Source organism: Rhizobium phaseoli (genome assembly GCF_010668805.1).
Taxonomy (GTDB): domain Bacteria; phylum Pseudomonadota; class Alphaproteobacteria; order Rhizobiales; family Rhizobiaceae; genus Rhizobium; species Rhizobium phaseoli_A.
In genome coordinates this window covers 1-410 of record NZ_WUFT01000110.1, presented here as the reverse complement: position 1 = coordinate 410, position 410 = coordinate 1, and the positions used below count along the sequence as shown (strand labels likewise).

The 410-nt window shown below is 63.2% G+C and carries 1 protein-coding gene; it reads right to left on the bottom strand.

What is annotated here, in order from left to right; all coding sequences use genetic code 11:
• On the bottom strand, positions 1-379 hold a 379-nt coding region (locus GR197_RS31620), incomplete at its 3' end, for a filamentous hemagglutinin N-terminal domain-containing protein (protein ID WP_204330526.1).
• Positions 380-410: the final 31 nt, after the last annotated feature.

Genomic DNA, 410 nt, shown 5'->3' with positions numbered 1-410 from the left:
GACCTGTAGAGAGCACCACGTGACCGGCGTTCGCGAAGCTACCGCCGTCGACCGTAACACCGTTTGGGTTGGCCAGGATCACGTTCGCACGCGGACCCAGCACCGCAATTGCGCCCCGAATGACCGACGGGTTCGTGCTCGTCACCTCGTTGACAATCGTGCGCGCGTTAATGCCGGTGTTGTTCAGGTTGGCGCCGGCGGACGAGACGCTGAATGACGAATAGGTATTGTGCGAAACGCCACGAAATGCGGGTGCGATGCTGACGATCTGGTGACCATTGGCCGCGGTTGACACCGAGGTCGCGGTGCCGCCGTCGGCCACGATACCAGTGGCCGAAGCTCCGGCGGAAAGAGCACACAGCAGCAGGCCGATCGCCACGGCGATCGGGGTCCGGGGATAAGTCATGTGG